This is a genomic window from Pseudomonas sp. NPDC086581, from assembly GCF_044746165.1.
Taxonomy (GTDB): domain Bacteria; phylum Pseudomonadota; class Gammaproteobacteria; order Pseudomonadales; family Pseudomonadaceae; genus Pseudomonas.
In genome coordinates, this window is record NZ_JBIVBR010000008.1 from 58,480 (window position 1) to 81,057 (window position 22,578).

The window sequence follows — 22,578 nt, forward strand, 5'->3', positions numbered from 1 at the left end:
GTCAAGGATCCTCGGATGTTGTCGCGCGTCATTGCCGCCTGCTCGCTGTCCCTCGCCGCGCTGCTCTCGGCCGGCCCCGTTTCCGCCATTGAATTGCCGCTGCCGGCGCCGGGCGACGATATCGTCGGCCAAGTCCAGGTGATCAAGGCCAAGTACGAAGACACCTTCGCCGACCTGGGCGAGAAATACGGCCTCGGCTACTCCGAGATGATCGCCGCCAACCCGGGCGTCGATGCCTGGCTGCCGGGCGTGGGCACCGAGGTCATCATTCCGACCCGTTTCGTCCTGCCGGCCGGTCCGCGCGAAGGCGTGGTGATCAACCTCGCCGAGTACCGCCTGTACTACTTCCCCAAGGACAAGAACGTCGTCTACACCTACGCCCTGGGTATCGGTCGTGAAGGTTGGGGTTCGCCGGTGGGCAGTACCAGCGTGATCGCCAAGACCAAGGACCCGGCCTGGTACCCGCCGGCGTCGATCCGCGCCGAACACGCCGCCGATGGCGACCCGCTGCCGACCGTTGTGCCGCCCGGCCCGGACAACCCGCTGGGGCCGTACAAGATGAGCCTGGGCTTCCACGGCTACCTGATCCACGGTTCGAACAAGAAGTTCGGCATCGGTACCCGCACCAGCCACGGTTGCTTCCGCATGTACAACTGGGACGTGACCCAGCTGTTCTCGATGATTCCGGTGGGCACCAAGGTGCGCATCATCAACGAGCCGTACAAGTTCGGTCGCAGCGAAGGAAAGATCTACCTTGAAGCCCATGCGCCCATCGATGACAACGGCGACCCGTCCGTGGTCGACAAGCACACCGCGGTGATCAACGCCCTGCTCAAGCGCGAAGACATCGCCAGCCAGATGCAGATGGACTGGAACGTGGTGCGTGAAGTAGTTGCCGCCGAAGATGGCCTGCCGGTCGCCATTGCCCAACCGCAGCAAGTGCAGCAGGGTGGCTCGGTTGCTGCCACTGTTGACCAGGATGCCGTGCCGCTGCAGTAACTCGCAGCGTGCACTAAGAAGCCCGCCGACCGTTATCGGTCGAGCGGGCTTTTTGTTGCCCGCCTGTTTGTCGCGGAGACAAACTGCGGGCATAAAAAAACCGACCCCGAGGGGTCGGTTTTTTCGAACAGATCCGAAGATCTATTACTTGCGGCTGGCTTTGTCCAGCATACGCAGGGCGCGCTCGTTAGCCTCGTCAGCGGTCTGCTGGGCTTTCTGAGCAGCGGCCAGAGCTTCGTCAGCCTTGCGATAGGCTTCATCGGCACGGGCTTGAGCGCGAGCAGCGGCGTCTTCAGTAGCGGTCAGACGTGCTTCGGTTTCTTTCGAGTGGCTGCTGCAACCGGTGGCCAGAACAGCAGCCAGAGCCAGAGCAGAGAATTTCAGAACGTTGTTCATCGTGTTCCCCTTAAGGTGGACATTTCCATTAAAAGCAATCTCCCATGACTGGGAAATTAGCCGGACTACATAGTACCCATTACTTGTAGTAAGTAAACTGACCAAGCGCAAGTACGGCACTTTTTTTTCATGTTACGGGTGCTGTTAGCAGTTGTGCGAGGCCGATTTGGGCAAAAACTGTCCAATCTGGCAAAGGAGTGTTGCTAACAGGTGTCAAGCGGGGCCTGGGGCGAGTTTCCGGGCTGCGGAACCATGCTGTCAGAAGACTGTCGACAATGGTCGAACAACTGTTTAATCGCCGTTGCGCATTTGTCCTTCTGACAACTTGCAATTAGGTCGCAACAGGTGAAGATAGTGTGAAGGGAAAAACGAAAAAGCCCGGCTAATTGCTTAGCCGGGCTTTTTCATGAATCTGGCGGTGAGGGAGGGATTCGAACCCTCGATACGATTTCTCGTATACACACTTTCCAGGCGTGCTCCTTCAACCGCTCGGACACCTCACCAGATTTCTCGACAGCGCTGTGTCTGTCGAGGCGCGCACTTTACTCAAAGGTTTCCTCCTTGGCAAATCTTTTTTGAAAATTTTTTCCAAGGGATTCATCGGCTTAAGGAGCATGATCGGGATCGCGGGTATACTGGCGCCTTCTGAGACATGCTCAGGTACGTAGGAAAGCGCATGGCCAGCTGGGACATCTTCTGCAGCGTAGTCGACAACTATGGCGATATCGGCGTCACCTGGCGGTTGGCCCGCCAACTGGCCGGAGATCATCGCCAACAGGTGCGCCTGTGGGTCGACGACCTGGCGGCCTTCCTGCGCATCTGTCCGACAGCCGATGGCGCGGCTGCTTCGCAACAGCAATCGGGTGTGGAAGTTCGGCTGTGGCCGAAACCCTGGCAGGACTCTCCCGCGGCGGACGTGGTGGTCGAGGCCTTCGCCTGCGAAATGCCGGCTGCCTATATAGAGACGATGCGCGAGCGACAGAGGCCTTCCCTATGGCTGAACCTGGAATACCTCAGTGCCGAGTCCTGGGTGGAGTCTTGCCATGGCTTGCCGTCGATGCAGGCCAACGGGCTGCAGAAGTACTTCTATTTCCCTGGCTTCACTGCTGCGACCGGCGGGCTGCTGCGCGAGCGCGACCTGATTGCCCGGCGCAATGCCTTCCAGGCCGATCCAGCGGCCAGCCTGCGTTTCCTTGAAGGTCTCGGTGTGCACCCGCAGGACTACGAGCGGCGCGTTTCCCTGTTCGCTTATGAGAATGCCGCGCTGGCTGGCTGGCTGGATGCGTTGGCTGGAAGTACTACCGCCACCTTGTTGTTGGTGCCAGAGGGCAGGGTGCTTGCTGATGTCGAGCGCTGGGCGGGGCAGGCTCTGGGAGTTGGGGAGCAGTACCGTAGGGAGGCGCTGCGGGTGCAGGTGCTGCCGTTCGTGCGTCAGGAAGACTACGACTCGCTGCTGTGGAGTTGCGATTTCAATGCGGTGCGCGGCGAGGATTCGTTCGTGCGGGCGCAGTGGGCAGCGCGGCCATTCGTCTGGCACATCTACCAGCAGGACGAGGATGTCCACCTGGAGAAGCTGGAAGCTTTCCTGGCCCTGTTTGGCGAAGGAATGGACGAAACGCTGCGGGTGGAGCTGCAGTCGTTCTGGATGGCCTGGAATGGCCAAGGTGACGTCGGCGATGCCTGGCAAAAGCTGGAAAACCGGCTGCCGGAGTGGGCGACGTGGATTGGCGATTGGCAGCGCCGATTGACCGAACAAACCGATCTTGCTGCGGGGCTGGTGCGTTTTTATACAAATTGGCTATGATATGGCCCCTGATTTTTGTCTCCAATCCAATCGGATAATCGTATGAAAACCGCACAAGAGTTCCGCGCTGGCCAGGTTGCCAACATCAATGGCACCCCCTGGGTAATCCAGAAGGCCGAGTTCAACAAATCCGGCCGTAACTCTGCGGTCGTCAAGATGAAGCTGAAGAACCTGCTGACCGGCGCCGGCACCGAGACCGTGTTCAAGGCCGACGACAAGCTGGAGCCGATCATCCTCGATCGCAAGGAAGTGACCTACTCCTACTTCGCGGACCCGCTGTATGTCTTCATGGACACCGAGTTCAACCAGTACGAGATCGAAAAGGGCGACCTGGAAGGCGTGCTGACCTTCATCGAAGACGGCATGACCGACGTCTGCGAAGCCGTTTTCTACAACGAGAAAGTCATTTCCGTTGAACTGCCGACCACCATCGTTCGCGAAATCGTCTACACCGAGCCGTCTGTCCGTGGTGACACCTCCGGTAAAGTGATGAAGACCGCCCGCCTGAAGAACGGTGCTGAAGTCCAGGTTTCCGCCTTCTGCGAAATCGGCGACTCGATCGAAATCGATACCCGCACTGGCGAGTACAAGTCCCGCGTCAAGGCCTGAGCCTGATCCGAGACAGAAAAAAGCCCGGCTTATGCCGGGCTTTTTCGTTTCTGCGGTTTGGGATCGTGAGCGCTGTATCAGACGCTGACGTTCAGGCGCACGTCGATATTGCCGCGAGTAGCGTTGGAGTAGGGGCAGACCTGGTGGGCCTTGGCGACCAGCTCTTCGGCCTCGGCCTGGTCCAGGCCCGGCAGGTTGATGTTCAGCTCCACTTCCAGACCGAAGCCGCCGGGGATCTGGCCGATGCCGACCTTGCCGGTGATCGAGGCGTCCGCCGGGATCTGCTTCTTGCTCTGGCTGGCAACGAACTTGATGGCGCCGATGAAGCAGGCCGAGTAGCCGGCAGCGAACAGCTGTTCCGGGTTGGTCGCTTCGCCGCCCGCGCCGCCCAGTTCACGCGGGGTGGACAGTTTCACGTCGAGGATGCCGTCCGAGGAAACGGCGCGGCCATCACGGCCTCCGGTGGCGGTAGCGGTGGCGATGTAGAGGGCTTTGATGGTTTGCATGGTGGTCTCCGGTTCGCTGTCAGGTGTGTCTGGTCGGGAATGTCTTGCTGCTTAATATCTTGTGCGCTAATCAGTTCGTGAGATGAAAGTTAGTTCAATTTAATTTAGCGCGCAAGATAATTATTGGAAGATTTCTGACTAAGGAACCTGCAGCTTTGGCATAAGCCCCGGATTACGGGGCTTGCAGATGTCCGCGCAGGTCCACGAGCTCCTCCTGAAGGCGCTTCAGACTGTCCAACGTTAGACCGCTGCTGGCCAGGATGCAGGCCGGAATGCTCTCCGCCCGTCGGCGCAGATCACGGCCCTTTTCGGTCAGGCGCAGCTGCACTACGCGTTCGTCCGCCTGGCTACGGGTACGGGTGATCAGGCCTTCGGCTTCCAGGCGCTTGAGAAGGGGCGTGAGTGAGCCGGGGTCGGTGAGCATGCGCGAGCTGATTTCGCCCACGGTGATGCCGTCTTCTTCCCACAGCACCAGCATGGCGATGTACTGCGGGTAGGTGAGGCCCAGCTCCTGCAGCAGGGGTTTGTAGACCTTGGTCATCTGCAGGGAGGTGGAGTAGAGGGCGAAGCACAGCTGGTTATCCAGCTTGAGGGCTTCGCAGGTCGGGTCTTGCTGGGTCATGGCGTGCTCCTGGCCGGGGCGCTCGAAGCGAAGAGGTGATTGCGCATTAATTTAGCGCGATGGTTAATTCTTGAACAGCGCTTCTGCAAGTGCCGCATCCCAGGGCGGCGGGAAGCCGAAACGCTCCAGCAGGAAGCCCAGCAGGCGCTCACTGCGTGGGTGGGTGCCGCGCTCCAGGCGCAATGCGTGGATAACGCCGGGCTCTGGTTCGGGAAGGCCGTTCTCGCAGAACAGCGGCAGCAACTGGCCGCTGATCAGGTACTCGCTGCACAGCCAGGTGGGCAGGTGAGCGAGGCCGATGCCTTGCAGTGCACCTTCCACCAGCGTTTCGGCATTGTTGGCGGTCATGCGCAGTCGGCGTGGACGCAGGTGCTGCAGCTTGCCTTCGATGAGAAAACGCCAGGCCAGCGGCGGCGCCAGGCCTTCCCAATCGAGGCCGATATGCTCCGATAGCTCCAATGGTGAGGCCGGTCTGCCGTGCTGCTGCAGGTAGGCGGGGCTGGCGCAGACGATACGCCGCATGGGCGCCAGACGCGTGGCAACCAGGCGGCTGTCGGGCAGGGTGCCGATGCGCAGCACCAGGTCGACCTGGCCGAGGTTTTCCCCGCGGGTGTCGGTGAAGCTGTCGATCAGCCGCAGTTGCACGTCCAGGCCGGGGTTGGCGGTGAGGAAGTCCGCCAGCGCCGGTGCCAGGTGGCGGCGACCGAAGGGCACCGGCGCGTCGATGCGGATCAGGCCTTCCGGCGCGGTGCTCAGGGACACCGCTTCCGCTCGCGCCTGGCGCAGCTCATTGACTATCCGCCGCGCCCGCTCGGCGAACGCCAGGCCTGCCGGCGTGGCGCGCACGTTGTGGGTGCTGCGCACCAGCAGGGTGGAACCCAATCCCTGCTCCAGTGCGTCCATGCGCCGTGCCACAGCGGAAGGGGTGAGTTGGCGCAGGCGGCCGGCGGCGGAGAAGCTGCCGTTGTCGAGCACGTCCAGGTAGAGGTCGAGCTGGTCTTCGAGGCTGGAAGGAGTCATGGTGCGTTGTGGTTTTGCGAAAAAGACAAAGCCATTGTGCTGCGCTTTGCGTTTCCCATCCAGCCGGAGTTTTCTAGCATGGACGCCTCGTTGTGGAGGTGCGTCATGTGGGATCTGGTCTTGGACTTTCTGCTCGGCGTCTTACTGGGCAGCCTGGGTGGACTTTTTGGTATCGGCGGCGGGCTGCTGGCGATTCCGGCGCTGGGCGTGCTGTTCGGGCTGGATCAGCAGCTGGCGCAGGGCACCGCGCTGGTGATGGTGGTGCCGAACGTGCTGCTGGCGATCTGGCGCTATCACCAGCGCAATCGAATCGATTTCGCTCCGGCCGGCGTCCTGGCGCTGACCGGCCTGGTCTGCGCGTTCTTTGCGTCCAGCATTGCGGTGAACCTGGATGCTCGCAGCATGCGTGCCGCCTTTGTGGTCTTCCTCGTGCTGCTGGCGCTGTATCTGCTGGTGCGTCTGTTCCAGCGCGTTCCCCTGGGCGGCAGCACGCCGCGCTACGGCTTGCCGTGGATCGGCGTGCTGGGGCTGGGTGCTGGTTCTCTCGGCGGGCTGTTCGGCGTGGGCGGTGGTGTGCTGGCGACACCGGTGCTGACCTCCGTCTTCGGCCTGACCCAGGTGATTGCCCAGGGTCTGGCGCTGGCGCTGGCGGCGCCCAGCACGGGGGTAGCGTTGGCGACCTATGCAGCGCATGGCCACGTGGACTGGCGCATGGGCAGCGCGCTGGCGCTGGGCGGGCTGGTGAGCATTTCCTGGGGCGTGCGCCTGGCCCATGCGCTGCCCGAGCGTCAGCTGCGTCTGGCCTTCAGCGCTTTCCTGATCGTCTGCGCAGTGCTGCTGGCAGTTCGTTGAGCCGTGTTACGAACGGAAGCCTTCGACGATGTACTCGGCCAGCTTGTCGGTCACCGGGGTCATCTTCTGCCCGCGTAGCAGCACGATGCTGGCGTTGGGGAGCATTGGCAGGCCCTCGTCCTCGCCGATGATGCGCAGATTGCCAGTGAGCAGACTCTGCAGTTGAGCCGTGACCGCCAGCCCCGCGCTGGCCACGGCGAACAGCGCCGACAGGCTCGGGCTGCTGTAGGCGATGCGGTAGTCCACTTCCATCGCCTCCAGCGCATTGCAGGCCCAGGCGCGGCAGAAGCAGGCGGTGTTGAACATCGCCAGCGGCAGTGGGCGCTGCTCCTGCGGGCAGAAGCTCTCGGCCGCCATCCAGACGAAGGACTCCTGGCGCAGCAACTGGCCGATCTCGGTACCCGGCTCGCGGGTGACGATGGAAAGGTCCAGGTCGTTGCGCATCAGCAACTGCGCGGACGACTCGCAGTGCACTTCGACCTGCACCAGCGGGTAGGCCTCGGCGAAGCGCGAGAGAATACTGGGCAGGAAACGCATTACATAGTCGTCGGGTGTGCCGATCTTCACCGAGCCGACCATGTGTGGCTGGCGGAAGGTGTTGAACACCTCGCCTTGCAGCCGCAGGATGCGCCGCGCGTAGCCCAGCAGGATTTGTCCCTCCGGCGTCAGTCGGACTTGGCGGCCGTCGCGCTCGAACAGGCTGCGTTCCAGCACGTCTTCTTCCAGGCGTTTCATCTGCATGCTTACCGCCGACTGGGTGCGGTTGACCATCTCGGCTGCGCGGGTGAAGCCGCCGTGGTCGGCGATGGCGACGAAGGTGCGCAGCAGTTCGCTATCGATGCTGGGGAAGCTGCTCATTCATCAATCTCCGAGATGGGTCGCATAAGAATGATTCGTTGGATTGATCTTAGCGCGAGCGGGAAACTGCATCCAACCCCACAGGGAGGAAAGCATGATGAAAGGTCAACTTGGTTTCGTAGCAGCGTCCTACCATGTCCACAAAGTCTCCCCCGTTCCGCTTTGGAAGCGCGCCATGCAACGTGTCCTGCATTGGCACGAACTGGCCCGCCAGCGTCGTGAGCTGGCGACCATGAGTGATGAGGCGCTCAAGGATATCGGCCTGAGCCGCGCGGACATCCAGCAGGAAGTCGAGCGCCCGTTCTGGATGGATTATGTCCGCCGTTGAGTTGCTCCATTTGAACTGACCGGGTGGCATGGCCCTCGCCGTGTCGCCCGCGTCCATGACTGCAGAACCATGACAAGGAAGCCCATGTCCACGCCGTATCACCTCGCTCAGGTCAACATCGCCAAGGCCCGTGCCCCGTTGGATCATCCCCTGATGAAAGGCTTCGTCGACCAGCTCGATCACATCAATTCCCTCGCCGAGCGCAGCCCCGGTTTCGTCTGGCGCCTGCAGACGGAGGAGGGCGATGCCACCTCGATTCGCGTCTACGACGACCCGCTGATCATCGTCAACCTGTCGCTGTGGGAGTCGGTCGAGGCGCTCAAGGATTACGTCTACACCGGCGAGCATCTGCAGGTACTGCGCAGCAAACGCGACTGGATGGAGCGCCTGCCTTCGCCGAGCCTCGCGCTGTGGTGGCTGCCCGAAGGCGAGCTGCCGGATGTGGCGATGGCCCGCGACCGCCTGGAGCGTCTGCGGCTGGAGGGCCCCTCGGCGGAGGTCTTCACCTTCGCACGTCCCTTCCCGGTACCCACGTCGCTCGGGGAACCCGCCTGATGCAGTCAGGCGCTGCGATTGGCGTTAGGCTCTAGGGCTCGCCCAGACCCGGAGTCCACGATGCCGACCGTCGAATCCCTGTCCCTCAAGCAGGCCCGCCGCCTCGCCCTGGCTGCCCAGGGCTTCACCCTGCGCAAGCCTGGCGGCGAGGTGCAGCGCCGCCATGTGCGAAGCCTGCTGGAACGACTGGGCGTCCTGCAGATCGACTCGGTGAACGCGCTGGTGCGCTCGCACTATCTGCCGTTGTTCTCGCGGCTGGGCCATTACTCTCCCACGCTGCTGGAAGAGGCTGCCTGGAGCGGCGGACGGCATCGCCGGTTGTTCGAATACTGGGGGCATGAAGCTTCGTTGCTGCCGCTGGAGCTCTATCCCCTTATGCGCTGGCGCATGCGTCGCGCGGCCGAGGGACGTGGCATCTACCAGCAACTGGCGCGCTTCGGGCGCGAGCAGCAACCGGTGATCCAGCGGGTACTCAGTGCCGTGCGCGAACAGGGCGCGCTGGGGGCCGGCAGCCTGACCACCCGCGAGGAGCGTGCCGGCCCCTGGTGGGACTGGAGCGACGAGAAGCACGCGCTGGAGTGGTTGTTCGCCGCGGGTGAGGTGACGGTCGCCGGGCGGCGCGGTTTCGAGCGTCTGTACGACTTGCCGGAGCGCGTCCTCCCGACCGACCTGCTGCAGCAACCCGAACTGCATGAAGACGAGGCTCAGCGCCAACTGCTGCTGCATTCGGCACAGGCGCTGGGCGTGGCTACCGAGAAAGATCTGCGCGATTACTTCCGCCTGGACCCTGCCGACAGCAAAGCGCGGCTGGCCGAGCTGGTGGAGGAGGGTGAGTTGTTGCCGGTGCAGGTCCAGGGTTGGCAGGCGCCAGCCTACTGTCTGGCGAACCCGGTGATTCCGCGCAAGGTGCGCGCCAGTGCCTTGCTCTCGCCGTTCGATTCACTGGTATGGGAGCGCGCCCGCACCGAGCGGCTGTTCGACTTCCGCTATCGCCTGGAGATCTACACGCCTCAGCACAAGCGGGTGTACGGCTACTACGTGTTGCCGTTCCTGTTCGACGAGCACCTGGCCGCGCGGGTCGATCTGCGCTCCGATCGCGCCTCCGGGAAGCTGGTGGTGCATGCCGTCCATGAGGAAGAAAAGGGGCTGAGCGAAGAGGGACACGTCGCGCTGGCGCAGCAATTGGGCGAGATGGCGGGTTGGCTCGGCCTGGAGCGGGTGGCGGTGAATTGCCGGCGGCCGTCCGGCGAACGCCTGCAAGAACTGCTGGCGCGGGCCTGAAAAGAAACGGGCCTCCGCAGAGGCCCGTCTGGGATCACTTGCCGCTGGCGATGCGCTGGCGGATATGGTCCGCGCGCTGCTGCGAGCCGGGGTGCGAGTCGAACATGCTGCTCTCCTTGCCGCCGCTCAACTTGGCCAATTTGTCGAAGGCGGTGGCCAGGCCTTCAAGCGGGATGCCGCGCTTCTTCAGCAGGTCGAAGGAGTAGTCGTCGGCAGCCGATTCCTGGGACTGGGAGAATTGCGCATTGACCAGTGCTTCGCCGATCTCACCCAACTGCGACTGCGACAACGCGGATACGGTGGCATTGCCCGAGGCGGCAGCGGCGTTGCGGGCGGCAGCGGCTGCGTAGGCGGTCTGGGTGGCCTTCTTGATGTGGCCCAGGGCGACGTGGCCGATCTCGTGGCCGAGCACGCCTTCCACCTCGTTGTCGTTCATCAGGTCCATCAGGCCGGAGTAAACGCGCACGCAGCCGTTGGCCATGGCGAAGGCGTTGACGTCGTCGGTGAGGTAGACCTTGTAGTTGACCGCGGTGCCGTTGAGCGGGTTGCCCAGAGCGGCAGCGATCTTGTCCAGGCGCTGGGTGTAGGGGCTGTTGGCCGGGGCGATCTGCGCTTCGGCGTCCTGCTTGGCGCAGGCTTCATCGGCGACCTGCTTGATTTCGGCGTCGCTCAGGGTGGCGGCTTTCATCGCCATCATGCCGGACTGCACGAGGCTGTCGGTGTTCATGTTCTGGCAGCCGGAGAGCGCGGCGGTGGCGCCGATGAGGAGCGCGAGCAGGGAGCGGTGCAGTTGCATCGGTATCTTCCTTGGTTGACGGTTTCCATGGCGCGGCGACTGCCGCGCGGGGCGCCACTCTAGGTAGGCGCCCCGGCATCGTCAATTGCAGAAGTGGTTTTAGGGCTGCTCCGAGACCTGTGTCGGATTCAGCGGCGAACCTGTTTCAGGGTTTCCGCGATGAGGAAGGCCAGCTCCAGCGACTGATCCGCGTTCAGGCGCGGATCGCAATGGGTATGGTAGCGATCGCTCAGGCCATCCTCGGTGATCGGCCGCGCGCCGCCGATGCACTCGGTGACGTTCTGCCCGGTCATCTCGATGTGGATGCCGCCGGCGTAGCTGCCCTCGGCCTGATGCACTTCGAAGAACTGCCGGACCTCGGTGAGGATGCGCGCGAAGTCGCGGGTCTTGTAGCCGCTGGAGGCCTTGATGGTGTTGCCGTGCATGGGGTCGGAACTCCACAGCACCTGCTTGCCTTCGCGCTGCACGGTCTGGATCAGGCGCGGCAGGCCGTCGCCGACCTTGTCCGCGCCCATGCGCACGATGAGGTTGAGGCGGCCGGGGTCGTTGTCCGGGTTGAGGATGTCGATCAGGCGGATCAACTCCTCGCTGTCCATGCTTGGGCCGACCTTCACGCCGATGGGGTTGCCAACGCCGCGCAGCATCTCCACGTGGGCGCCATCGAGCTGGCGGGTTCGGTCGCCGATCCACAGCATGTGCGCCGAGCAGTCGTACCAACCGCCGGTGAGGCTGTCGCGACGGATGAAGGCTTCCTCGTAGTTCAGCAGCAGCGCTTCGTGGGCGGTGAAGAAGCTGGTCTCGCGCAGTTGCGGCGCGGTATCCAGGCCGCAGGCGCGCATGAAGGCGAGGGTCTCGTCGATGCGGTCGGCCAGTTGCTGGTAGCGCTCGGACAGCGCCGAGTTGGCGATGAAGTCCAGGTTCCACTGGTGTACCTGGTGCAGGTCGGCGAAGCCGCCGCCGGCGAAGGCGCGCAGAAGGTTCAGCGACGCGGTGGACTGATGGTAGGCCTGCAGCAGGCGTTCCGGGTCTGGCACGCGGCTCTTCTCGTCGAAGCCGATGCCGTTGACGATGTCCCCACGGTAGGCGGGCAGGGTCACGCCACCGATGGTTTCATCGTTGGCTGAGCGCGGCTTGGCGAACTGCCCGGCCATGCGCCCGACCTTCACCACCGGACAGCCGGCGGCAAAGGTCATCACCACGGCCATCTGCAGCAGCACCTTGAAGGTGTCGCGGATCTTCGCCGCGGAGAACTCGGCGAAGCTTTCTGCGCAGTCACCGCCCTGCAGCAGGAACGCACGGCCGGCGGTGACCTCGGCGAATTGCCGGCGCAGCTCGCGTGCCTCGCCGGCGAACACCAGCGGCGGGAAGCTGGCCAGGGTGCGCTCGACTTCGCTCACGCGGTTGGCGTCGGGGTAGGCGGGCTGTTGCTGGATCGGCTTGCTTCTCCAGCTATCGGGGCTCCAGGGCAGGCTCATCGGCGGGGTCTTCGCGGCTGTGGACGGTATCCGCCCATGGTATCAGCTCGGCTTTTGCCCCGCGCGTGGTCGCTGGCGCGTGAGGAAGAGGGGGACATCCTTGTCCAGGGGAACACGGGTCTTCGCGACTCGTTGGCGCGATCAGCTGCCTGCGCAGCACGCGGGTGAGCGCCGCTGTGGAAGTGTCGGCGGGAAAGGGTGTCGTTGGGCGGGATCGCGAAGGGCGTTGCGCTGGAGCATGCTCGGTTGTGCCTCTTGGGCTGTTATTCTTGCGCCTTTGCCGACCGGGCGGTCGTGGCTGGCCGTCTTGATTCGAAGGATTATTGCGTGCGCGAGCCCCTGTATTTCAATGGCAATCCGTGCCGTTCGCTGCTCCTGGCGGACCGCATTGTCACGGCCGTTTCTGTCGGGAACCGGCCATGAGCGAGGAGCTGCTGAGCGAAGAGTTGCTGATCGTCGAGGAGCGCGATGACTTCGGCGTGATCCGCGTCGTGGAGAGCGGCGCCTTCCGCTACCTGGAGTTCGGCGACGAGGTCGAGCAGAGCTGCGTGCTGATGGGCGATCCGAGCTGGCTGGAGTATGACTACTCGCGCGCCATGCTGGTCGGTGCGTTGTGCCATGCGCGCCCGCGCCGGGCGCTGTTCCTCGGTTTCGGCGCGGGTAGCCTGACCCAGGCCTGCCTGAAGTACCTGCCGCTGGAAGAGGTGGAGGCCATCGAGCTGCGCCCGTCCATCCCGCGCCTGGCCCGCGAGCACCTCGGGCTGGTGGAGGATGAGCGCCTGAACCTGCGCATCGGCGACGCCGTGCAGGAGCTGGCCGAGTGCGAGCCGGCGGACCTGATCTTCCTCGATCTCTACACCGATACTGGGCCGGCGCCGGCGCACATCGGCTGGGATTTCCTCGGAGCCTGTCGCGAGCGCTTGAAGCCCGGCGGCTGGCTGGTGATCAACCAGTGGACCACCGATGATGGCCGGCCTCTGGGCGCTGCGTTGCTGCGGGGGCGCTTCAACCGGCACTACTGGGAATGCCCGGTGCCGGAGGGCAACGTGATCGTCTTCGTCCCTGCCGAACTGGACCAGGATCTGAACCTGCGCGGCCTGAAGAAACGCGTCGGCCAGCTGGAGCCGAAGCTGGGCTATTCGCTGCGCACCTACATCGAGTCACTGCGCCCGGCGCAGTGACTCTCCGCATCCCTCAGGGGATCTGGTAGCTGAAGGTGAAGTTCAGCCGCGGGCTGCGCTCGTTGTTATCCAGCGCACGGTCACCGAATGGCTTGGCGACTTCCATCGACACCAGGTAGTGCTTGCGGTTGGAAAAACGCACGCCCAGCGCCGCCGAGCCGAGCTTGCCTTCGCTCAGACCGTCCTGGTTGTAGCGGGTGCGCGCGGTGTCGACGACGAAGTAGGGCTGGATCTGGTTGAGCACCACGCTCTGCCGCAGGAAGGAATAGTTCACCTCGTAGGAGGCGCCCCAGCCCTTGTCGCCGCTGGCCTGGTCGTCCGGATAGCCGCGGCCGAAGTTGCCGCCGCCATAGGTGACCTGCTCGGAGTCGGGCAGCACGTCGTCGCTCCACTGGAAGGCAGCGCTGACTACGCCCTGCCAGTTGGAGCCGAACTGGTCCTGCTGCGCGCCAAAGCCGAGCAGGCGGGTGAAGTTCTTCTTGATCGGCTCCGGCGCTTCCGCACCCATGCCGTTAAGGCCCTGGTAAACCGCCACGCTGCCGGCGCGCACGCGCTTCTCGGCGAACTGCTGGACGACGGTTTCAATGCCCACTACGCGAAGTTTGCTCTTCTGTTCGATGCGGAAGGGGATGGCCGGGTAGACCAGGTCGTAGGTGCTGGTGTCGTTGACCGTGTAGCCGCGCAGGTTGAGGTCCCAGGTCAGGTCGCGGCGCAGTACCAGCGGGATGCCCAGGCCGGCGCTGACTCGCTCGTTCTGCCGCTTGCGCTCGAACTCCAGGCCGCTGGCCAGGCGCAGGTTCTCGCCGGGGCGCGAGTTGTACTTGCTGTAGCCGGCCAGCAGCTGCAGGCCGTTGTCACCCAGCAACTGGCTGTAGTTCCAGGCGCGGTAATACTCGTGGTCGTCGCCGGGCGGGTAGAGGTAGCTGAACTGCAGCTGCTCGCCCCAGCCGAGCATCGACATCACCTCGGCGTTGAACAGGCCGCGCTGCTCGCCGCGGCGCGAGTCGAGGTTCATCCCGGTGTCGAAGCGCTTCTGCTTGCCGGCCAGTTCCAGTACGGCGCCGCCGTCGCTGGTGGTGGGCGGATTGAGCGCCATGGCCATCTGCATGCCGGGCACCCGGCTCATCAGCACGCTGAAGCGCTCGAAGCTCTCGCGGGTCAGGGGTTTTTCCGCCTTCAGTTTTTCGATCCAGCGGTCCACGCGCATCTGGTGTACGCCCAGGTCGCCCGCAGCGCGGACCTGGCTGATATGGCCCTCGACCAGCACGATGCGCGCGACACCGCTGCGGAAGTCCTGGTTGGGCACGTAGGCGAAGGAGATGAAGTAACCGTCGTCCTGGTAACGCTGGGTGATGGCCTTGGCCGCGGCCACCAGTTCGCTGACTGCGATGGTGCGCTTGGTCAGGGGCTCCAGCAGGGGTTTCCAGGTTGCGACGGGGTAGTGCTTGCCGCCGGCCAGTTCGATGCGCTTGATGCGGATGCGCTGCTGGAGGATCTGGGCGGGCTGGGTGGCCGAAGGTTCCGGCGCGGTGACCTTGGGGGCGCTGGGGCGAATGTCGCCGCCAGGAAGGTTGGGGCGGGGCAGTGTCTGTTCGATATCGGAGCCGGGGAGCTGGATGGGGCGCTCGGCCCAGGCGAAAGGTGCAGCCAACAACAGGGGCAGGACAGCAAGTTTGCGCATCTGGCTCCTCCATGAGACCGACTTCGATAAAGGACCAGGAGCCGTGGGCGGCTCCTGGTAACCACAGTATGGGTGTAATTCGGATTATTGCTTGGGCGTACCGATCGCCAATCCACCACCCAGTCCGCCGGTCACACCACCCAGCGCGCCACCCACGGCGCCCAGCGTATTGCCCAGCAGGCCTCCCTGACCGCTGGTACCGCCAGTCGTACCGGCGCCTGCGCCGACCGCCACGCCCGAACTCTGGGTGTTGCTGCCGATGCCTACGCCTGCCCCGGCGATCAGGCCGCCGCCACCGGTGAGGCTGCTGGTCACGCCGCCGAGAGTGCCGGCGACACCGTTGACCAGACCACCCACCGGGTTGCTGCTGCCAGTGGCTCCACCCAGAGAGCCGGTAAGGCCGCCCACTGCGCCGGTCACACCGCTGACCAAGCCGCCCACCGGGTTGCTCCCGCCGGTGGCGCCGCCCAGGGAGCCGGTAAGGCCGCCCACTGCTCCGGTCACGCCGCTGACTACACCCCCCACCGGATTACTGCCACCGGCAGCGCCGCCCAGCGACCCGGTGACGCTGCCCAGCAGTCCGCCGCCGGGGTTGCTGCCATTGACCAAGCCGCCGGAAGCGCTGACTGCCTGACCCACATTGCTGACGACTCCGCCGACCGGCGCCAGAGCAGGATTCGCACTGGCCACCTGGTTGCCTGTCTGGGTCACAACGCCGCCGACGGTGGTCAACAGGTTGTTCACCGGCGTTCCCAGTCCGGTGGCGGCGCCGACGCCGCGAGTGGTTCCTTCGACCGTGCCGACCAGACCGGCGGTGGTTCCGCTCAGCTGGGTGGTCAGTTGGCTCAGTGGGCCGGTGGTGACCGCGCCACTGAGGGAATCGCCGAGCATGGTGATCTTGCCGCCGACGCCATCCACCAGGCCGCCGACCTGGCCGGTCAGGCCGTTGAGCGGAGTATTGGCCAGCACCGGCGCATCGCCGATGGCCGCCACGGTATCGCCCAGGCTGCTGACTGCTCCGCCTGTGTGGCTGACCAGACCTGTGGCGCCAGCGACGGTAGTCCCGATGGCATTGGGGTTGTTGCCCAGTTGGCCGAGGCCGTTGGTGACGCCGGTGCCGACGCTGTCTACCCCGGCGCCGACTTCCTGGACCAGGGTGCCGGCGTTCTGCGTGACTCCGTTGCCCAATAGCGGCAGGTCGACTGTCTTCACTACGGCGCCGACGGTGCCCACCGTGTCGCCGACATTGGAGACCGCTTCGCCGGTATTGGTCAGGATATTGCCGGTGGTGCTCGCCGGCGGGGGAGTGGTGGTGCCGCCGTCGGTGCCTCCATTGTCGCCGCCACCTGTGCCACCTGTGCCACCCGTACCACCGGTGCCACCGGTGCCACCGGTTTCGCCCGTGCCGCCTGTGCCACCACCGGTTCCCCCGGTGCCGCCACTGCCGCCGCTGCCATCTCCGCCGGAACCGGAACCGGAACCGTCATCGGTAGTGCTGCTATCGGAAGCGCGGTGATGACTGCTGCCGCCGTGGCTGCTGCAACCTTGCAGGGAGAGCGCAACGACGAGAAGGGAAAGTGCGAAAACACGAATCGGACCTGACATAGCGAATTCCTCCATGAGAACGTCAGTCAGCTGGCTGCCCGGTTCGGTATCCCGGCGAGTCGCTGCGCTGCTCTGGAGTCAGTTCTAGAGGTTTGTTTTCAGGCGCGAAATTGGAACTTGTATATAGCCGTTTTGTGTTTGGCAGGTCATTGAATCAAAAGGGAAAACTAAAGGATTATGGCGACTTGCCAGGCGTTTTTAATACCTTGGATATAGTGCTTTTCGCACGATGGTTCCGTTTTGCAATTTCGTGCTGCGCTCATTTGCCTCGGAATTGGCCTTCCCGTCGCTCCAGCATGGCATTCAAACCCTCCTGCGCATCCTCGGTGGACAGCAGTTCGCTGGCCATCTCCGGCAACAGTCGCGCCGCTGCCTCCTCGCCTTCATCGAGGCTGCGGCGCGCGGAGGCCAGGGTTGCGCGGATGCCCAGCGGCGCCTGGGAGGCAACTCGCTGGGCCAGCCAGAGTGCGCGGGGCATCAGCTCTTCCGGCGCGGTGACTTCTTGCACCAGGCCTATGCGATACGCCTCGTGGGCGTCGAAGGGATCGCCGGTGAGCAGCCAGCGCATCGCGTTGCCCCAGCCGGCCACCTGATGCATGCGCAGGGTGGCGCCGCCGAAGGGAAAGATGCCGCGTTGCACTTCGAGCTGGGCAAAGCGCGCATTACTGGCGCACAGGTTGATATCGGCGGCGAGCATCAATTCGATGCCCAGGGTGAAGCAGTAGCCCTGTGCAGCCACCAGCAGCGGCTTGGTCAGGCGCCGGCCGCCGAAGGTGCCCCAGGGATCGGCCGAGCCTTCGGGCATGGTCCAGCCGGTGCGAAAGGTCTCGCCGATGTTGGCCAGGTCCAGGCCGGCAGTAAAGTGATCACCATGGGCGAAAACCAGGGCGCAGCGCAGGTCGTCGTCGCTCTCGTACTCGCCGAAGGCCAGCACCAACTGGGTGAGCATCTCCAGGTCGAAGGCGTTGCGCTTGTCGACCCGGTTCAGGCCGAGCAGCAGGATGTGGTCATGGCGTTCGACGGTGATGCGCGGTGCGCTGCTGGCGGTCATTGGCGGGCTCCGGTCGGGTGGCTTGCACGGTATAGCCGGCAGGCACGGGGTTGTCCACGGAACGACCGTTCGCCGGCCATGTTCCGAAAAGAAACACATTGGTCAGGTTTTTCCGGTATGATACGCGCCGGCCAAACGCTGGCCTCGTTTCGGATCCCGCATTCTCCCGCAGTTTCACACTCGGGCTATGTGTCCGCAGTGCGGACTTCCTTGACGCATTCTTCCAATCTTCATTTCGCAAATCCCCGCTTCCAGCTGCCTGGGTGACTTCACTGTCGTACAGGGCATGCGCAGCTCGGCTATTGGGTCTTTGCGGATGTACTTAGAGGCAAAACCCATGACCCAGGAAACCGCCGGCTTCGCCGCGCTCGGTCTTCACCCCAATGTTCTCGCTGCCATTGCCGCTGTCGGTTATGAAGAGCCGTCGCCGATCCAGGCCCAGTCGATCCCGGTGATCCTCGAAGGCCACGACATGATCGGCCAGGCCCAGACCGGTACCGGCAAGACCGCTGCCTTTGCGCTGCCGATGCTGTCGCAGATCGAGCCGAGCCGTCGCGTCCCGCAGGTGCTGGTACTGGTACCGACCCGCGAGCTGGCCCTGCAGGTTGCTACCGCTTTCGAAACCTATTCCAAGCAGATGCCGGGCGTCGGCGTCATTGCCGTCTACGGCGGCGCGCCCATGGGCCCGCAGCTCAAAGCCCTGCGCCAGGGCGCCCAGGTCGTGGTCGCCACGCCGGGCCGCCTGTGCGACCACCTGCGCCGCGACGAAAACCTGCTGTCCACCGTTAAGAGCCTGGTGCTCGACGAAGCGGACGAGATGCTCAAGCTCGGCTTCATGGATGACCTCGAAGTGATCTTCGAAGCCATGCCGTCCAGCCGCCAGAGCGTGCTGTTCTCCGCGACCCTGCCGGCCTCGATCCGCAGCATCGCCGAACGCCACCTGAAAGAACCCAAGCACGTCCGCATCGCCGCCAAGACCCAGACCGTCGCCCGCATCGAGCAGGTGCATCTGATGGTTCACGCCGACCAGAAGCCGGCCTCGATCCTGCGCCTGCTGGAAGTCGAGCAATTCGACGCGCTGATCGGTTTCGTCCGCACCAAGCAGGCCACCCTGGACATCGCCGAACTGCTCGAGCGTCAAGGCTACCGTGCCGCCGCGCTGAACGGCGACATGCCGCAGGCCCAGCGTGAGCGCGTGATCGAGTCGCTGAAAGACGGCTCGCTGGATATCGTCATCGCTACCGACGTTGCTGCCCGCGGCCTCGACGTAGCGCGTATCACCCACGTACTGAACGTGGACATGCCCTACGATCCGGAATCCTACGTACACCGTATCGGCCGTACCGGCCGCGCCGGTCGTGAAGGCCGCGCCCTGCTGCTGGTGACTCCGCGTGAGCGCCGCATGCTGCAGGTGATCGAGCGCGTGACCGGGCAGAAGGTTGGCGAAGTTCGCCTGCCGGACGCCGAAACCGTCCTCGAAGCGCGCCTGAACCGTCTGGCCACCGGCCTGCAACCGCTGCTGGCCAACGCTGTTGCCAGCCGTGGCGCCGTGCGTGACGAGCTGTGCCGTCGCCTGGGTACCGACATGGACACCCTGGCCGCCGTGCTGCTGGCCAAGCTGACCGAAGGCAAGGCGCTGGACCTGGAATCGGTCCGCCGCGAACAGCCGCTGACCCCGGCCGCCCCGCGTGAGCGCAGCGACCGTTACGAGCGCAGTGAGCGTGGCGATCGCCCTGAGCGCGGCGACCGTCCGGAGCGCAGCGGCGCGCCGCGCACCATGGCTCCGCCGTCCGAAGGCAAGGCCCGTTGCCGTACCGCCCTGGGCGCTCGTGATGGCGTGCAGGCGAAGAACCTGCTGGGCGCCATCCTCAACGAGGGCGGCCTGTCTCGCGAGGCCATTGGCCGCATCCAGATCCGCGAGACCTTCAGCCTGATCGAGCTGCCGGAAGAGAACCTCGACCGTCTGCTGACCAAGCTCAAGGACACCCGCGTTGCTGGCAAGGCTCTGCGCCTGCGTCGTTACCGCGAAGACTGATTCGTCAGTCACAGCGCATGAAAAAGCCCCGCCATTGGCGGGGCTTTTTCGTTTCCGGTCTTGGATGGCCTCCCCTGTAGGGGGGGGGCGTATTCAGCCGAAGCGATAGATATCCATCCCCAGCGCGCCGAGGGTGAAGCCGGCGTGCTCCACCGTCATCGTCGAACCGCCTGCGCTACGGGCGAAGTACAGCGGCAGCAGGTGCTCATCGCGCGGGTGGTTGCGCACCGCATGCGGCGCTTGCTGGCGGTAGTCGAGCAGGGCGGTTTCGTCGTCGGCTTCCAGGTGCTCCACCATCCAGTCGCGGAAGGCCTTCGCCCAGGGCGTGATGACTTCCGGGCCGGCGTGCCAGTCCAGTTCGCCCAGGTTGTGGGTGATGCTGCCCGAACCGATCAGCAGGATGCCTTCCTCGCGCAGCGCACGCAGGGCCGCGCCAATTCGGTGCTGCATGGGCGCGCCGAGACGGCTGGGGAGGGACAGCTGGACGACGGGGATATCGGCGTCCGGATACATCAGGCTCAGCGGCACCCATGCGCCATGGTCCAGCGGGCGTTCGGGGTCAAGGGTGGCTGTCAGGCCGTCCTCGGCCAGCAACTCGACCACACGCCGGGCCAGGTCCGGCGAGCCGGCGGCCGGATACTGCACGGCATAGAGTTCGGGCGGGAAGCCGTAGAAATCGTGCCAGGTGTCCGGCTTGGGCGATGCGGTCACGCGCAGATCCGCGGTTTCCCAGTGGGCTGAGACAACCAGGATGGCCTTCGGGCGTGGCAGCTCGCGGGCCAGGCGCTTCAGGGGCGCATCGCTGGCGCCGGGCTCCAGGGCCAGCATGGGGGAGCCGTGAGAGATGAACAGGGCAGGGAGCATGGCGAACCTCGCTACTTGAATGCCTCTATGTTTACGCGAGTAAAGATCGAAATCCAGTATAGGTTTTTGACCGAAATAATCGTTTATGTCGATTGTTATGGCCGCGCTCACCCTTGAAGCGCATCGTCGTGGGAGTGCCAACTCGGTTGCAGAGTCATGGAGGCAGTCGCCATAGAGCGCTTTGGCAGGATGTCAGTCGGATGATGCGTTAGAGTTTGCGGAAATTTCCGAAGCGAATGGCGAATTCGGCTATGCAGCAAGTTGAACAAGTCCTAATGCTCGAGATCGGCGACTGCCTCCGCCTGGAGGACGGCACCGAGATATGTGTGCAGAGGGTCCGTGGTGACCAGGTGCGGCTGAAGATCCTAGAAGCCGGAGATAGTCAGCGCGAGCGGCGTGGCGCCTGGTGGCGCTGGCTGATGCCGTGTGCGATGCGCAGTGTTTGAACAGGTGACGTATGCAGCATGAATTCTGGCAGTCGCGCTGGGCGCGCAATGAAATCGGCTTCCACCAGCAATCGGTGAACCCCGGCTTGCAACGGCACTGGCCGAACCTGGAGCTGCCCGAGGAATCGCAGGTGCTGGTGCCGCTGTGCGGCAAGAGCCTGGACATGCTCTGGCTAGCGCAATGGGGTTATCGCGTGCTGGGTGTCGAACTGGCCGAGCGGGCCGCCGTCGACTTCTTCGCTGAGTTGGGTGTCACCCCGCAGACCACTGACGACGGCGCTTTGCGGCGTTACAGCTACGAGCGCCTGGAGATTCTCCAGGGGGATTTCTTCGACGTCACGGCCGGGCAGGTGGCCGGGTGCAGTGGCCTTTACGACCGCGCGGCGCTGATCGCTCTGCCGCTGGACCTGCGTGCCGACTATGCGGCGCACCTGCAGCGTATCCTCCCGTATCAGGCTCGTGGGCTGGTGGTCAGCCTGGAATACCCCCAGGCCGAGATGGATGGCCCGCCGTTTGCCGTTCTGGCGGAGGAAGTGAGCGGGCTCTTCGCCGAGGACTGGGAAGTGGAGGAGGTTGAGCGTGTGGACGTGCTGGTGGAAAACCCGAAGTTCCTCAAGCGTGGCGTCAGCCACCTGGACGAAGTGGTGTTCGCGCTGCGTCGAGGTTGAGTTGCAGGCATGAAAAAGGGCGACCCGAGGGTCGCCCTTTTTGGATTGCCTTGAAGCTTAGCGGCCAGCGGCGCGCAGGGCTTCGATGCGGTCTTCCAGCGGCGGGTGGCTCATGAACAGGCCGGCGAGGCCGTGCTTGAGGTTCCCATTGATGCCAAAGGCCTGCAGCGTGTCGGGCATCTGCACCGGCACGCCCTGTTCGGCGCGCAGGCGCTGCAGGGCAGCGATCATCGCGCCAGTGCTGGCCAGGCGGGCGCCGGCCTCGTCCGCGCGGTATTCGCGTTTACGCGAGAACCACATGACGATGATGCTGGCGAGGATGCCCAGGACCAGCTCGGCGAAGATGGTCGCGACGAAGTAGCCGATACCCGGGCCGTCTTCGTTCTTCAGGATCGCCTTGTCGACGAAGTTGCCGAAGATGCGTGCGAAGAACATCACGAAGGTGTTCACCACGCCCTGGATCAGTGCCAGGGTGACCATGTCGCCGTTGGCCACGTGGCCGATCTCGTGGGCCAGCACGGCTTTCACCTCTTCGGGGGAGAAGCGCTCGAGCAGGCCTTGACTGACCGCGACCAGAGCGTCGTTGCGGTTCCAGCCGGTGGCGAAGGCGTTGGCCTCGTAGGCAGGGAAGATACCGACTTCCGGCATCTTGATGCCGGCCTCGCGGGACAGTTCTTCCACGGTCTGCAGCAGCCACTGCTCGTGGCGGGTGCGCGGCTGGCTGATGATCTCGGTGCCGGTGCTCATCTTCGCCATCCACTTGGAGATGAATAGCGAAACCAGGGAGCCGGCGAAGCCGAAGACGGCACAGAAAATCAGAAGGCTACCGTAATTCTGGCCGGTGAAACGGTCCACGCCGAGCAGTTTCAGGGTGATGCTGGCGATCACCAGAACAGCCAGGTTGGTGGCCAGGAACAACAGGATGCGCATCATGGCGTAAAGCTTC

21 protein-coding genes, 1 tRNA gene and 1 pseudogene are annotated in these 22,578 nt (G+C 64.2%); 10 read left to right on the forward strand and 13 right to left on the reverse strand.

Translation table 11 applies throughout. The features are described 5' to 3' along the window. The first annotated feature begins 15 nt into the window (after nucleotides 1-15). Nucleotides 16-999 carry a L,D-transpeptidase family protein gene (locus tag ACIPK7_RS16950; RefSeq protein WP_045211466.1) on the forward strand — a complete coding sequence of 328 codons (984 nt, stop codon included), beginning with the start codon at nucleotides 16-18 and terminating at the stop codon, nucleotides 997-999. Nucleotides 1,000-1,143: 144 nt separating this feature from the next. On the opposite strand, the gene oprI is transcribed toward ACIPK7_RS16950, so the two are convergent. Both oprI and ACIPK7_RS16960 read right to left on the reverse strand, forming a co-directional pair. Continuing rightward, nucleotides 1,144-1,395, reverse strand: a complete 252-nt coding sequence (oprI, locus tag ACIPK7_RS16955) for an outer membrane lipoprotei OprI (RefSeq protein WP_017517003.1) — start codon at nucleotides 1,393-1,395, stop codon at nucleotides 1,144-1,146. Between the two features lie 413 nt (nucleotides 1,396-1,808). Continuing rightward, nucleotides 1,809-1,898 (reverse strand) — tRNA-Ser (locus ACIPK7_RS16960). Between the two features lie 173 nt (nucleotides 1,899-2,071). Between ACIPK7_RS16960 and earP the strand changes: the two genes are divergently transcribed. Beyond that, nucleotides 2,072-3,199 (forward strand): elongation factor P maturation arginine rhamnosyltransferase EarP, encoded by a 1,128-nt coding sequence (gene earP, locus ACIPK7_RS16965; protein WP_192432851.1) that lies wholly within the window; start codon nucleotides 2,072-2,074, stop codon nucleotides 3,197-3,199. A gap of 42 nt (nucleotides 3,200-3,241) precedes the next feature. After that, nucleotides 3,242-3,808, forward strand: coding sequence for an elongation factor P (gene efp, locus ACIPK7_RS16970; RefSeq protein ID WP_138521874.1), 567 nt, complete (start codon nucleotides 3,242-3,244; stop codon nucleotides 3,806-3,808). Nucleotides 3,809-3,885: 77 nt separating this feature from the next. Here the strand turns inward: efp and ACIPK7_RS16975 are convergent, their stop codons facing one another. The 3 genes from ACIPK7_RS16975 to ACIPK7_RS16985 form a co-directional block, all read right to left on the reverse strand. After that, complete coding sequence (locus ACIPK7_RS16975) at nucleotides 3,886-4,314, reverse strand: organic hydroperoxide resistance protein (RefSeq protein WP_401089058.1); 429 nt, start codon at nucleotides 4,312-4,314, stop codon at nucleotides 3,886-3,888. Between the two features lie 172 nt (nucleotides 4,315-4,486). After that, nucleotides 4,487-4,936, reverse strand: coding sequence for a MarR family winged helix-turn-helix transcriptional regulator (locus tag ACIPK7_RS16980; RefSeq protein WP_401089060.1), 450 nt, complete (start codon nucleotides 4,934-4,936; stop codon nucleotides 4,487-4,489). Nucleotides 4,937-4,999: 63 nt separating this feature from the next. After that, nucleotides 5,000-5,956 (reverse strand): LysR family transcriptional regulator, encoded by a 957-nt coding sequence (locus ACIPK7_RS16985; RefSeq protein WP_401089062.1) that lies wholly within the window; start codon nucleotides 5,954-5,956, stop codon nucleotides 5,000-5,002. A gap of 105 nt (nucleotides 5,957-6,061) precedes the next feature. Between ACIPK7_RS16985 and ACIPK7_RS16990 the strand changes: the two genes are divergently transcribed. Beyond that, the gene (locus ACIPK7_RS16990) at nucleotides 6,062-6,808 is read left to right on the forward strand and encodes a sulfite exporter TauE/SafE family protein (RefSeq protein ID WP_192432854.1); all 747 of its coding nucleotides are present in this window, start codon (nucleotides 6,062-6,064) and stop codon (nucleotides 6,806-6,808) included. Between the two features lie 6 nt (nucleotides 6,809-6,814). On the opposite strand, the gene ACIPK7_RS16995 is transcribed toward ACIPK7_RS16990, so the two are convergent. After that, the gene (locus ACIPK7_RS16995) at nucleotides 6,815-7,666 is read right to left on the reverse strand and encodes a LysR family transcriptional regulator (protein WP_192432855.1); all 852 of its coding nucleotides are present in this window, start codon (nucleotides 7,664-7,666) and stop codon (nucleotides 6,815-6,817) included. 94 nt (nucleotides 7,667-7,760) lie between these two features. On the opposite strand from ACIPK7_RS16995, the gene ACIPK7_RS17000 reads away from it, so the two are divergent. From ACIPK7_RS17000 to ACIPK7_RS17010, 3 genes are all read left to right on the forward strand, one after another. Then, nucleotides 7,761-7,994 (forward strand): DUF1127 domain-containing protein, encoded by a 234-nt coding sequence (locus ACIPK7_RS17000; protein ID WP_401089064.1) that lies wholly within the window; start codon nucleotides 7,761-7,763, stop codon nucleotides 7,992-7,994. An 84-nt stretch (nucleotides 7,995-8,078) separates the two neighbouring features. Next, the gene (locus tag ACIPK7_RS17005; protein ID WP_401089066.1) at nucleotides 8,079-8,549 is read left to right on the forward strand and encodes a DUF3291 domain-containing protein; all 471 of its coding nucleotides are present in this window, start codon (nucleotides 8,079-8,081) and stop codon (nucleotides 8,547-8,549) included. A gap of 60 nt (nucleotides 8,550-8,609) precedes the next feature. Then, a complete protein-coding gene (locus tag ACIPK7_RS17010) occupies nucleotides 8,610-9,830 on the forward strand; it encodes a winged helix-turn-helix domain-containing protein (protein WP_401089068.1) in 1,221 nt (406 codons plus the stop codon). 34 nt (nucleotides 9,831-9,864) lie between these two features. Here the strand turns inward: ACIPK7_RS17010 and ACIPK7_RS17015 are convergent, their stop codons facing one another. Both ACIPK7_RS17015 and ACIPK7_RS17020 read right to left on the reverse strand, forming a co-directional pair. Beyond that, entirely contained in the window at nucleotides 9,865-10,626 is a 762-nt protein-coding gene (locus ACIPK7_RS17015; RefSeq protein WP_401089070.1) for a M48 family metalloprotease, read from the reverse strand. Nucleotides 10,627-10,754: 128 nt separating this feature from the next. Continuing rightward, nucleotides 10,755-12,101: a class II 3-deoxy-7-phosphoheptulonate synthase gene (locus tag ACIPK7_RS17020; protein ID WP_138214821.1), complete on the reverse strand. Its 1,347-nt coding sequence runs from the start codon at nucleotides 12,099-12,101 to the stop codon at nucleotides 10,755-10,757. Between the two features lie 419 nt (nucleotides 12,102-12,520). Here ACIPK7_RS17020 and ACIPK7_RS17025 point away from each other — a divergent pair, with 419 nt between their 5' ends. Continuing rightward, nucleotides 12,521-13,282, forward strand: a complete 762-nt coding sequence (locus tag ACIPK7_RS17025; protein WP_401089072.1) for a spermidine synthase — start codon at nucleotides 12,521-12,523, stop codon at nucleotides 13,280-13,282. A 13-nt stretch (nucleotides 13,283-13,295) separates the two neighbouring features. On the opposite strand, the gene ACIPK7_RS17030 is transcribed toward ACIPK7_RS17025, so the two are convergent. The 3 genes from ACIPK7_RS17030 to ACIPK7_RS17040 all read right to left on the reverse strand — a co-directional run bounded on the left by ACIPK7_RS17030 (nucleotide 13,296) and on the right by ACIPK7_RS17040 (nucleotide 17,619). Further along, entirely contained in the window at nucleotides 13,296-14,963 is a 1,668-nt protein-coding gene (locus ACIPK7_RS17030) for a ShlB/FhaC/HecB family hemolysin secretion/activation protein (RefSeq protein WP_401089073.1), read from the reverse strand. 84 nt (nucleotides 14,964-15,047) lie between these two features. Beyond that, on the reverse strand, nucleotides 15,048-16,568 hold the full coding sequence (locus tag ACIPK7_RS17035; RefSeq protein WP_401089074.1) for a collagen-like triple helix repeat-containing protein: 1,521 nt from the start codon (nucleotides 16,566-16,568) through the stop codon (nucleotides 15,048-15,050). A gap of 259 nt (nucleotides 16,569-16,827) precedes the next feature. Then, a complete protein-coding gene (locus tag ACIPK7_RS17040; RefSeq protein WP_401089076.1) occupies nucleotides 16,828-17,619 on the reverse strand; it encodes a crotonase/enoyl-CoA hydratase family protein in 792 nt (263 codons plus the stop codon). A gap of 302 nt (nucleotides 17,620-17,921) precedes the next feature. Between ACIPK7_RS17040 and ACIPK7_RS17045 the strand changes: the two are divergent. After that, nucleotides 17,922-19,654: pseudogene (locus tag ACIPK7_RS17045) on the forward strand (DEAD/DEAH box helicase). A 93-nt stretch (nucleotides 19,655-19,747) separates the two neighbouring features. On the opposite strand, the gene ACIPK7_RS17050 reads toward ACIPK7_RS17045, so the two are convergent. Continuing rightward, nucleotides 19,748-20,518: a DODA-type extradiol aromatic ring-opening family dioxygenase gene (locus ACIPK7_RS17050; RefSeq protein WP_401089078.1), complete on the reverse strand. Its 771-nt coding sequence runs from the start codon at nucleotides 20,516-20,518 to the stop codon at nucleotides 19,748-19,750. A 457-nt stretch (nucleotides 20,519-20,975) separates the two neighbouring features. Here ACIPK7_RS17050 and ACIPK7_RS17055 point away from each other — a divergent pair, with 457 nt between their 5' ends. Then, a complete protein-coding gene (locus tag ACIPK7_RS17055) occupies nucleotides 20,976-21,632 on the forward strand; it encodes a thiopurine S-methyltransferase (RefSeq protein WP_401089080.1) in 657 nt (218 codons plus the stop codon). A gap of 57 nt (nucleotides 21,633-21,689) precedes the next feature. Here the strand turns inward: ACIPK7_RS17055 and htpX are convergent, their stop codons facing one another. Continuing rightward, nucleotides 21,690-22,565 carry a protease HtpX gene (gene htpX / locus ACIPK7_RS17060; protein ID WP_081518629.1) on the reverse strand — a complete coding sequence of 292 codons (876 nt, stop codon included), beginning with the start codon at nucleotides 22,563-22,565 and terminating at the stop codon, nucleotides 21,690-21,692. Between the last annotated feature and the right edge of the window lie 13 nt (nucleotides 22,566-22,578).

What these genes read in the sequence shown, in the direction of transcription:
- ACIPK7_RS17010 (WP_401089068.1), top strand. Translation starts at nt 8,610, where the DNA reads ATGCCGACCGTCGAATCCCTGTCCCTCAAGCAGGCCCGCCGCCTCGCC.
- htpX (WP_081518629.1), bottom strand. Translation starts at nt 22,565, where the DNA reads ATGATGCGCATCCTGTTGTTCCTGGCCACCAACCTGGCTGTTCTGGTG.
- ACIPK7_RS17025 (WP_401089072.1), top strand. Translation starts at nt 12,521, where the DNA reads ATGAGCGAGGAGCTGCTGAGCGAAGAGTTGCTGATCGTCGAGGAGCGC.
- ACIPK7_RS17015 (WP_401089070.1), bottom strand. Translation starts at nt 10,626, where the DNA reads ATGCAACTGCACCGCTCCCTGCTCGCGCTCCTCATCGGCGCCACCGCC.
- ACIPK7_RS16950 (WP_045211466.1), top strand. Translation starts at nt 16, where the DNA reads ATGTTGTCGCGCGTCATTGCCGCCTGCTCGCTGTCCCTCGCCGCGCTG.
- ACIPK7_RS17040 (WP_401089076.1), bottom strand. Translation starts at nt 17,619, where the DNA reads ATGACCGCCAGCAGCGCACCGCGCATCACCGTCGAACGCCATGACCAC.
- earP (WP_192432851.1), top strand. Translation starts at nt 2,072, where the DNA reads ATGGCCAGCTGGGACATCTTCTGCAGCGTAGTCGACAACTATGGCGAT.
- ACIPK7_RS17055 (WP_401089080.1), top strand. Translation starts at nt 20,976, where the DNA reads ATGCAGCATGAATTCTGGCAGTCGCGCTGGGCGCGCAATGAAATCGGC.
- ACIPK7_RS16980 (WP_401089060.1), bottom strand. Translation starts at nt 4,936, where the DNA reads ATGACCCAGCAAGACCCGACCTGCGAAGCCCTCAAGCTGGATAACCAG.
- ACIPK7_RS16995 (WP_192432855.1), bottom strand. Translation starts at nt 7,666, where the DNA reads ATGAGCAGCTTCCCCAGCATCGATAGCGAACTGCTGCGCACCTTCGTC.
- ACIPK7_RS16985 (WP_401089062.1), bottom strand. Translation starts at nt 5,956, where the DNA reads ATGACTCCTTCCAGCCTCGAAGACCAGCTCGACCTCTACCTGGACGTG.
- ACIPK7_RS17030 (WP_401089073.1), bottom strand. Translation starts at nt 14,963, where the DNA reads ATGCGCAAACTTGCTGTCCTGCCCCTGTTGTTGGCTGCACCTTTCGCC.
- ACIPK7_RS17005 (WP_401089066.1), top strand. Translation starts at nt 8,079, where the DNA reads ATGTCCACGCCGTATCACCTCGCTCAGGTCAACATCGCCAAGGCCCGT.
- efp (WP_138521874.1), top strand. Translation starts at nt 3,242, where the DNA reads ATGAAAACCGCACAAGAGTTCCGCGCTGGCCAGGTTGCCAACATCAAT.
- ACIPK7_RS16990 (WP_192432854.1), top strand. Translation starts at nt 6,062, where the DNA reads ATGTGGGATCTGGTCTTGGACTTTCTGCTCGGCGTCTTACTGGGCAGC.
- oprI (WP_017517003.1), bottom strand. Translation starts at nt 1,395, where the DNA reads ATGAACAACGTTCTGAAATTCTCTGCTCTGGCTCTGGCTGCTGTTCTG.
- ACIPK7_RS17050 (WP_401089078.1), bottom strand. Translation starts at nt 20,518, where the DNA reads ATGCTCCCTGCCCTGTTCATCTCTCACGGCTCCCCCATGCTGGCCCTG.
- ACIPK7_RS17035 (WP_401089074.1), bottom strand. Translation starts at nt 16,568, where the DNA reads ATGTCAGGTCCGATTCGTGTTTTCGCACTTTCCCTTCTCGTCGTTGCG.
- ACIPK7_RS16975 (WP_401089058.1), bottom strand. Translation starts at nt 4,314, where the DNA reads ATGCAAACCATCAAAGCCCTCTACATCGCCACCGCTACCGCCACCGGA.
- ACIPK7_RS17000 (WP_401089064.1), top strand. Translation starts at nt 7,761, where the DNA reads ATGATGAAAGGTCAACTTGGTTTCGTAGCAGCGTCCTACCATGTCCAC.
- ACIPK7_RS17020 (WP_138214821.1), bottom strand. Translation starts at nt 12,101, where the DNA reads ATGAGCCTGCCCTGGAGCCCCGATAGCTGGAGAAGCAAGCCGATCCAG.